Here is a 9,181-nt window from a genome sequence, read left to right on the forward strand (position 1 = left end):
CGCCACCGTGCCGCGCGCCGATGCACTCGCCGTTACGCGACGCGCTCGATCGCGATCGCCGTCGCTTCGCCGCCGCCGATGCACAGCGACGCGACACCGCGCTTCAGCCCGTACGTTTCAAGCGCGGCCAGCAGCGTCACCATCACGCGCGCGCCCGATGCGCCGATCGGATGACCGAGCGCGCACGCACCGCCATGTACGTTGACCTTGTCGTGCGGCAGATCGAGATCGCGCATCGCCGCCATCGGGACGACGGCGAACGCCTCGTTGATCTCGAACAGATCGACGTCGCGCAGATTCCAGCCGGTCTTTTCGGATAGCGTGCGAATCGCGCCGACCGGCGCGGTCGCGAACAGATTCGGCTTGTTCGCAAACGTCGCATGGCCGACGATCACGGCCTTCGGCGTGAGACCGAGACGCTGCGCTTCCGAGCGGCGCATCATCACGAGTGCGGCCGCGCCGTCCGAGATCGACGACGCGTTCGCGGCCGTGACCGTGCCGCCTTCACGGAACGCGGGCTTCAGCGTCGGGATCTTGTCGAGCTTCGCCTTGCCCGGCTGCTCGTCGATCGACACGACGGTTTCCGTCTTGCCGGCCTTCACCGTGACCGGCGCGATCTCGGCCGCGAAGCGGCCTTCGGCGATCGCGCGCTGCGCACGCGTGAGCGACGCGATCGCGAATGCGTCCTGCGCTTCGCGCGTGAACTGATAGGCCTGCGCGCAGTCTTCCGCGAACGTGCCCATCAGGCGGCCTTTTTCATAGGCATCCTCGAGCCCGTCGAGGAACATGTGATCGAGCACCTGGCCGTGCCCCATCCGCATGCCCGCGCGTGCCTTGGGCAGCAGATACGGCGCGTTCGTCATGCTTTCCATCCCGCCCGCGACCGCGACGTTTGCCGAGCCGGCATACAGCAGATCGTGCGCGAACATCGCGGCCTTCATCCCCGAGCCGCACATCTTGTTGACGGTCGTCGCGCCGGCCGACAGCGGCAGCCCGGCCTTCAATGCGGCCTGACGCGCCGGCGCCTGTCCCTGCCCCGCCGGCAGCACGCAGCCGAACACGATTTCGTCGATGCGCTCGGCCGGCACGTTCGCGCGCTCGAGCGCCGCGCGGATCGCTACCGCGCCGAGATCGCTCGCGCTCGCGGCGGCCAGGTCGCCCTGAAAGCCGCCCATCGGCGTACGCGCCGCGCCGACGATTACGATCGGATCCTGTGTCGTCATGATTCGTTTCCTCCAGTGTCAGCGCGGTGCCATGCGCAACGCGCCATCGAGACGGATGACTTCGCCGTTCAGCATCGTGTTCTCGGCGATATGGCGCACCAGCGCCGCGAATTCTTCGGGACGCCCGAGCCGCGGCGGGAACGGCACGCTCTTGCCGAGCGCGTCCTGCACGTCCTGCGGCATCGCGGCCATCATCGGCGTCGCGAAAATGCCCGGCGCGATCGTCACGACGCGAATGCCGAAGCGCGCGAGCTCGCGCGCGATCGGCAACGTCATGCCGACCACGCCGCCTTTCGACGCCGCATACGCGGCCTGTCCGATCTGGCCGTCGAACGCGGCCACCGATGCGGTGTTCACGATCACGCCGCGCTCGCCTTCCGCATCGGCGTCCTGCTTCGACATCGCCTCGGCGGCAAGCCGGATCATGTTGAACGTGCCGACGAGGTTGATCGACACCGCGCGCGTAAAGCGCTCGAGCGAATGCGGGCCGTCGCGGCCGACGACCTTCTCGCCCGGCGCGACGCCCGCGCAGTTCACGAGCCCGTCGATGCGGCCGAACGCGTCGCGTGCGGCCGCGATCGCGGCCTGCCCGTCGGCTTCGCTCGTGACGTCGGTCTTCAGCAAGCGTGCCGCCGCGCCGAGTTCGTGCGCGACGCTCGCCAGCGCGTCGCCGTTGACGTCCAGCAGCATCGCCTTGCCGCCTTCGGCGACGACCATGCGCGCCACCGCGGCGCCGAGGCCGGAACCGGCGCCCGTGATCAGGAAAACGCGATCTTTGATCTTCATTCGGAGTCCGTTGTAGAAGGTGTTCAGGGTTGAGCGGCCTTGTCGGCCTCCATCTTGCGCAGCACGAAGCGCTGGATCTTGCCGCTCGGCGTTTTCGGCAGCGCGTCGACAAACTCGATCGCGCGCGGATAGGCGTGCGCGGACAGCCGCCGCTTCACGTGCAAGCTCAACGCTTCGGCGAGCGCCGGCGTGCCTTCGTAGCCGTTCGACAGCACGACGAAGGCCTTGACGATCTCCGTGCGCTCGGGGTCGGGCACGCCGATCACGGCCGCCTCGCTGACCGCCTCATGTTCGATCAGCGCGCTCTCGACGTCGAACGGGCCGATCCGGTAGCCGGACGACGTGATGACATCGTCCGCGCGGCCGATGAAGCTGACGGTTCCGTCCGGCTCGAGCTCGACGTTGTCGCCCGTGCGGTAATAGCCGCCTGCGATCGCCGGCGTGTCCTGCCGCCAGTATCCGTCGAACCACAGCAGCGGCGAACGCGCGATGTCGATCGCGAGCGTGCCGGGCTCGCCCGGGCCGAGCTCGCGACCTGCGTCGTCGAGCACTGCGACGCGGTAGCCCGGCATCGCGAAACCTGCGGAACCGGGATGGACGACGTGCGTGAGCCCGTGATGGTTGTTCACGACCATGCCGAGCTCGGTCTGGCCGTAATGATCGTAGATCGGCGCGCCGAGCGCCGCATCGAACCAGCGCACGACTTCCGGGTTCAGCGGTTCGCCTGCGCTGCTGACCACGCGCAGCTTGCCCTTGATGCGCGCGGCCGCGTCGGAGCCGGCCGCCATCAGCATCCGGTACGCCGTCGGCGAACCGGCGAGGCTCGTAATGCCGAGCCGTTCGATCACGTCGTACGTGCTGTCGACCGTAAAGCCGCCTTCGTACAGCGTCGTCGCATGGCCGAGCAGCAGCGGCCCGGTGATCGCGTAATACAGTCCGTATGCCCAGCCGGGATCGGCAATGTTCCAGAACCGGTCTTCGGCGCGCAGGTCGACGGCGTCGCACATGTACTGGCGAAACGCGAGCAGCGCGCGCAGCGGCACGGGCACGCCCTTCGGCAAGCCCGTCGTGCCCGACGTCGACATCATCATGAACAGGTCGGTGCCCTTGCGCAGTACGGGCTCGAACGTGTCGGACTGCGCGTCCAGCGCCGCACGGAAGTCGATGTCGCCGTCCGGCAGCGGCGCTTCGGCAGCGCGCACCGTCGCGACGGGCGGACAATCGGCAACCTCGTCGAGCTTCGCGCGGTTCGCGACGTTCGTCACGACGAGTCGCGCATCGCTCATGCGCAGCCGGTGCTCGATCGCCTTCGGACCGAACGCCGTGAACAACGGCTGATAGACGGCGCCCGCGCGCCACGTGCCGAGGATCGTCGCGACCAGTTCGGGCGTGCGCGGCAACAGCCCGGCCACGACATCGCCCGGCTTCACGCCGCGCTCGACTAGCAGGTTGGCCACGCGCGCCGCAAGCGTTTTCATCTGAGCAAACGTGAAACGATGATGCGCGCCGTCGATGTCGATCCAGTCGAGTGCGACCGCATCGCCGGATGCATGACGGTCGCAGCATTCGACGCAGGCATTCAGGCCATGTTCGAGGTCGCCATGCAGTTGCGCCGCGACAGTGTCGATTCGGAACCGGGCCACGGCGTCGGCATACGCCGGCACCGCCCGGGCGGTTGCTCCATCAGGCATGCGTGTCTCCTGTTCGTTATGACCGCCGGCGGGCCGCAAGGGCGTCGGGGGGTACATCGATGGTAGACAGCCGTCACATTGCAATCAATGACAAACAGAAACTAGAATCGTGATCGGTTTTGCCATGTCGGGAGACAGCAGACAAAAATGGCGCCGCAAATGATCTCGCCGGGCTTCGTCGAGGATGCGCTTGCCTGCCTGCGGCGGCAAGGGCTTCCGATCGCGCCCGTGCTGCATGCGGCCGGGCTGCCGCCGGTCGTGCGCGAGCCCGTGACGCCGCAGCAGTACGGCCGGCTGTGGCTCGAGATCGCCACCGCGCTCGACGACGAATTCTTCGGGCTCGCCGCGCGCCCGATGCGGCGCGGCAGCTTCACGCTGCTGTGTCACGCCGTGCTGAACGCCGGCACGCTCGAAAAGGCGTTGCGGCGCGCGCTGCAGTTTCTGCGCGTGGTGCTCGACGAGCCGCACGGCGAACTCGTCGTCGCGGACGGGCTGGCGCAGATCGTGCTGGCGCCGTCCGACACGCCGTATCCGGCGTTTGCATACCGGACGTTCTGGCTGATTCTGCTCGGCGTCGCGTGCTGGCTGATCGGCCGGCGTATCCCGCTGCAGCGCATCGATTTCGCGTGCGCGAGCCCCGAGCAGCGCAGCGACTATCACCGCTTCTTCGGCGTGCCCGTGCATTTCGATCGTCCGGACAGCCGGCTCACGTTCAATGCTGCGTATCTGTCGCTGCCGACGATCCGGTCGGCGCAGGCCTTGAAGACGTTTCTGCGCGGCGCGCCCGGCAATCTGCTGGTGCGCTATCGGCACGATACGGGCTGGGTCGCACGAACGCGCACGCATCTGAAAGCGTTGCCTGCAGCCGAATGGCCGGACTTCGACACGCTGGCTGCGCGGCTCGGCACGACGCCGCCGACGCTGCGGCGACGCCTGCGCAGCGAAGGACAAAGCTTCGCGTCGATCAAGGACGAACTGCGCGGTGCGCTCGCGCAGTCGCTGCTGCGCGAACAGACGTTGAGTGTCGCGGAGATCGCGGCCGCGCTCGGATTTACCGAACCGAGCGCGTTTCATCGTGCGTTCCGGAAATGGACAGGCACGAGTCCCGGCGCGTTTCGGCGCGACGTCAACGCGACGCAGGCCGAGCAGTGAGGGGCCGCTTTGCGCGGAAGCGGGCGGTCGATGCGTTTACTCCGTCGGCTTTCGCGCACCCGCTACTCGCGCGGCAACGCCGGGCGGAGCCCGGCTGTGCGCAATGCTCGGACTACGTTGCGCGTGACGCGGCCCGCTCACATACTGAGCGGTCCTTACCGGCGAGGTCGCTGCGATGACGGTGGTCGATCAGGGTGTTGCTTCGGTGCTGGGTGTCGTCGGATCCGCCGTGTCGCTGGTGGCGGCCGTGCCGTACGCGCTCGCGATCTACCGTCGCACCGTTCGCCCGCATCTGTTCACGTGGCTCATCTGGTCGGTCGTCACGGTCATTGCCGCGGCCGGTCAGTTCGTGGCGGGCGCGGGACCGTCGGCGTGGTGCACGGCAGCGATCGCCGTCACCTGCGTGCTGACCTTCGTCGCGAGCATCTTTCGCGGCGAACGCAGCTGGACTCGCGCCGACTGGGTGTTCCTGTGCGCCGCGCTGTCTGCCATTCCGCTCTGGATGCTGACCGACGACCCGACGCTGTCGATCTGCGTGGTGACGTTGATTGAACTGGCCGGCCTCGGCCCGACCGTTCGCAAGACGATCCGCGATCCGTGGAGCGAAAGCCTGACCTATTTCGCGCTCTGCATCGTCAAATACGCGCTGGCGGTGCTGGCGCTGCAGAGCTGGAGCGTCGCAGTCGCGTTTTACCCGGTCGTGAATGTCCTGGCGTCGATCGGCATCTGTGTGGTGATGGTCGAGGGACGACATCGATTGCGGTCGAAAACGAAAGTCGAGCGCGGCTCATGATCGATACGACGGACGGGAGACGAAATGCGCGCACCATTTACCGTACGTGCCGCCCGCGCCTCGGATGCGGGGCAGTTGACGACGCTGGCTCGCCTGTCGAAGGCGCACTGGGGGTATCCGCGCGAATGGCTCGACTTGTGGGAAGCCGATCTCACGATCACACCAGAGACGATCGACGACTCGATCGGCTACGCCGCCGAATACGAAGGTCGGATCGTCGGCTTCTGGATCCGGGCAGCGATGGATTGCGATCGGCCGACACCCGGATGGCTGTTCGTCGACCCGGATCATATGGGCCAGGGTATTGGCCGCGCGCTATGGGCGGCGGTTCGGCAAGAAGCCGCGGCGCGGGGGATTGCCAGTTTCGTGATCGAAGCCGATCCCCATGCGGCAGCATTCTATCTGTCGCTCGGTGCGCAGAGGATCGGGGAGAAGGAATCGGCCGTTATCCCGGGCAGGTTTTTCCCGATTTTGCGGATTATGGTTTGAAAGGCGGACCAACGCGAGAATAAAAAACCAGAAAGAGACGGTCGTGCCGAATCGCCGGATCTTTTCGCCTTTTCCGTCGCACAAATGCAAAAACCCCCGCCTGGTGGGCGGGGGTTCTTGGCTTAGGGAGCCTGACGATTACCTACTTTCACACGGGAATCCGCACTATCATCGGCGTAGAGTCGTTTCACGGTCCTGTTCGGGATGGGAAGGGGTGGGACCGACTCGCTATGGTCATCAGGCAAAGAGGGTTGTTGCGTTGCTTCGCAGCGCAACCAATCTTGGAAGAAGCAGTAATTTGGTTGGGTTGTGAGGTTGTATCTCACACATACGCGGTACTTCAACCGCAGTACGTCGAGTGCCTCGCACTCGACGCTCGATATCCGTAAGCGCTGAAGCGCTAACGGCTATCGAGACAGACTTGTTATAGGATCAAGCCTTACGGGCAATTAGTATCGGTTAGCTGAACGCATTACTGCGCTTACACACCCGACCTATCAACGTCCTGGTCTCGAACGACCCTTCAAGGAGGTCAAGCCTCCAGGGATATCTCATCTTAAGGCGAGTTTCCCGCTTAGATGCTTTCAGCGGTTATCTCTTCCGAACATAGCTACCCGGCGATGCGACTGGCGTCACAACCGGTACACCAGAGGTTCGTCCACTCCGGTCCTCTCGTACTAGGAGCAGCCCCCTTCAAATATCCAACGCCCACGGCAGATAGGGACCAAACTGTCTCACGACGTTTTAAACCCAGCTCACGTACCTCTTTAAATGGCGAACAGCCATACCCTTGGGACCGGCTACAGCCCCAGGATGAGATGAGCCGACATCGAGGTGCCAAACACCGCCGTCGATATGAACTCTTGGGCGGTATCAGCCTGTTATCCCCAGAGTACCTTTTATCCGTTGAGCGATGGCCCTTCCATACAGAACCACCGGATCACTATGACCTGCTTTCGCACCTGCTCGACTTGTCGGTCTCGCAGTTAAGCACGCTTATGCCATTGCACTATCAGCACGATTTCCGACCGTACCTAGCGTACCTTCGTACTCCTCCGTTACCCTTTGGGAGGAGACCGCCCCAGTCAAACTGCCTACCATGCACTGTCCCCGATCCGGATCACGGACCAAGGTTAGAACCTCAAACAAACCAGGGTGGTATTTCAAGGACGGCTCCACCGAAACTAGCGTTCCGGTTTCATAGCCTCCCACCTATCCTACACAGATCGGTTCAAAGTCCAATGCAAAGCTACAGTAAAGGTTCATGGGGTCTTTCCGTCTAGCCGCGGGTAGATTGCATCATCACAAACACTTCAACTTCGCTGAGTCTCGGGAGGAGACAGTGTGGCCATCGTTACGCCATTCGTGCAGGTCGGAACTTACCCGACAAGGAATTTCGCTACCTTAGGACCGTTATAGTTACGGCCGCCGTTTACCGGGACTTCAATCAAGAGCTTGCACCCCATCATTTAATCTTCCGGCACCGGGCAGGCGTCACACCCTATACGTCCACTTTCGTGTTTGCAGAGTGCTGTGTTTTTATTAAACAGTCGCAGCCACCAGTTTATTGCAACCCCTTCACCCTTCCAGCGCAGGCTGGTCAAGCTACAAGGGCGTACCTTATCCCGAAGTTACGGTACCAATTTGCCGAGTTCCTTCTCCCGAGTTCTCTCAAGCGCCTTAGAATACTCATCTCGCCCACCTGTGTCGGTTTGCGGTACGGTCATCGTTAGACTGAAGCTTAGAGGCTTTTCTTGGAACCACTTCCAATTGCTTCGCGACCGAAGTCGCTCGCGCCACACCCTTGAATCCTGCGCCCGGATTTGCCTAAGCGCCTTCTCCAATGCAGCGACCGGGACGTCCAACACCCGGACAACCTTCCGCGATCCGTCCCCCCATCGCATCTAACGACGGTGCAGGAATATTGACCTGCTTCCCATCAGCTACGCATTTCTGCCTCGCCTTAGGGGCCGACTCACCCTACGCCGATGAACGTTGCGTAGGAAACCTTGGGCTTACGGCGAGGGGGCCTTTCACCCCCTTTATCGCTACTCATGTCAGCATTCGCACTTCCGATACCTCCAGCACCCTTTACAAGGCACCTTCGCAGGCTTACGGAACGCTCTCCTACCATGCGTGCAAGCACGCATCCGCAGCTTCGGTATATGGCTTAGCCCCGTTACATCTTCCGCGCAGGACGACTCGATCAGTGAGCTATTACGCTTTCTTTAAAGGGTGGCTGCTTCTAAGCCAACCTCCTGACTGTTTTAGCCTTCCCACTTCGTTTCCCACTTAGCCATATTTGGGGACCTTAGCTGGCGGTCTGGGTTGTTTCCCTCTTGACACCGGACGTTAGCACCCGATGTCTGTCTCCCGTGATTGCACTCTTCGGTATTCGGAGTTTGCTATGGCGGGGTAATCTGCAATAGACCCCCCAACCATGACAGTGCTCTACCCCCGAAGGTGAGACACGAGGCACTACCTAAATAGTTTTCGGAGAGAACCAGCTATTTCCAGGTTTGTTTAGCCTTTCACCCCTATCCACAGCTCATCCCCTAACTTTTCAACGTTAGTGGGTTCGGACCTCCAGTACGTGTTACCGCACCTTCATCCTGGCCATGGATAGATCACCTGGTTTCGGGTCTACGCCCAGCAACTGAACGCCCTATTCGGACTCGCTTTCGCTACGCCTGCCCTATACGGTTAAGCTTGCTACTGAACGTAAGTCGCTGACCCATTATACAAAAGGTACGCCGTCACCCCTTACGAGGCTCCGACTGTTTGTATGCATGCGGTTTCAGGATCTATTTCACTCCCCTCCCGGGGTTCTTTTCGCCTTTCCCTCACGGTACTGGTTCACTATCGGTCGATCACGAGTATTTAGCCTTGGAGGATGGTCCCCCCATCTTCAGACAGGATTTCACGTGTCCCGCCCTACTTGTCGTACACCTAGTTCTTTCATACTGTTTTCGCCTACAGGGCTATCACCTGCTATGGCCGCACTTTCCAGAGCGTTCGGCTAACAATACAAATAAAGAGTACAAGGC

At 62.7% G+C, this 9,181-nt stretch carries 6 protein-coding genes and 2 rRNA genes; 3 read left to right on the forward strand and 5 right to left on the reverse strand.

The features are described 5' to 3' along the window. Positions 1 to 32 precede the first annotated feature (32 nt). Genes ACSHSS_RS23730 through ACSHSS_RS23740 form a run of 3 tightly spaced genes read right to left on the reverse strand, consistent with a single transcriptional unit; the run spans position 33 to position 3,700 of the window. Positions 33 to 1,223: an acetyl-CoA C-acetyltransferase gene (locus ACSHSS_RS23730; RefSeq protein ID WP_006412359.1), complete on the reverse strand. Its 1,191-nt coding sequence runs from the start codon at positions 1,221 to 1,223 to the stop codon at positions 33 to 35. An 18-nt stretch (positions 1,224 to 1,241) separates the two neighbouring features. Further along, positions 1,242 to 2,009, reverse strand: a complete 768-nt coding sequence (locus tag ACSHSS_RS23735) for a 3-hydroxyacyl-CoA dehydrogenase (protein ID WP_006412356.1) — start codon at positions 2,007 to 2,009, stop codon at positions 1,242 to 1,244. 23 nt (positions 2,010 to 2,032) lie between these two features. Then, entirely contained in the window at positions 2,033 to 3,700 is a 1,668-nt protein-coding gene (locus tag ACSHSS_RS23740; protein WP_006412360.1) for an acyl-CoA synthetase, read from the reverse strand. Positions 3,701 to 3,847: 147 nt separating this feature from the next. On the opposite strand from ACSHSS_RS23740, the gene ACSHSS_RS23745 reads away from it, so the two are divergent. The 3 genes from ACSHSS_RS23745 (at position 3,848) to ACSHSS_RS23755 (ending at position 6,134) form a co-directional block, all read left to right on the forward strand. After that, positions 3,848 to 4,852 (forward strand): AraC family transcriptional regulator, encoded by a 1,005-nt coding sequence (locus ACSHSS_RS23745; RefSeq protein ID WP_006412354.1) that lies wholly within the window; start codon positions 3,848 to 3,850, stop codon positions 4,850 to 4,852. Between the two features lie 175 nt (positions 4,853 to 5,027). Then, entirely contained in the window at positions 5,028 to 5,645 is a 618-nt protein-coding gene (locus tag ACSHSS_RS23750; protein WP_006412363.1) for a hypothetical protein, read from the forward strand. Between the two features lie 24 nt (positions 5,646 to 5,669). Then, positions 5,670 to 6,134 carry a GNAT family N-acetyltransferase gene (locus ACSHSS_RS23755; RefSeq protein ID WP_006412361.1) on the forward strand — a complete coding sequence of 155 codons (465 nt, stop codon included), beginning with the start codon at positions 5,670 to 5,672 and terminating at the stop codon, positions 6,132 to 6,134. Between the two features lie 129 nt (positions 6,135 to 6,263). On the opposite strand, the gene rrf is transcribed toward ACSHSS_RS23755, so the two are convergent. Beyond that, a 5S ribosomal RNA gene (rrf, locus tag ACSHSS_RS23760) occupies positions 6,264 to 6,376 on the reverse strand. 186 nt (positions 6,377 to 6,562) lie between these two features. After that, positions 6,563 to 9,181: ribosomal RNA gene (locus ACSHSS_RS23765) — 23S ribosomal RNA — on the reverse strand; the annotation flags it as partial.

This window comes from Burkholderia sp. BC1 (assembly GCF_052683555.1).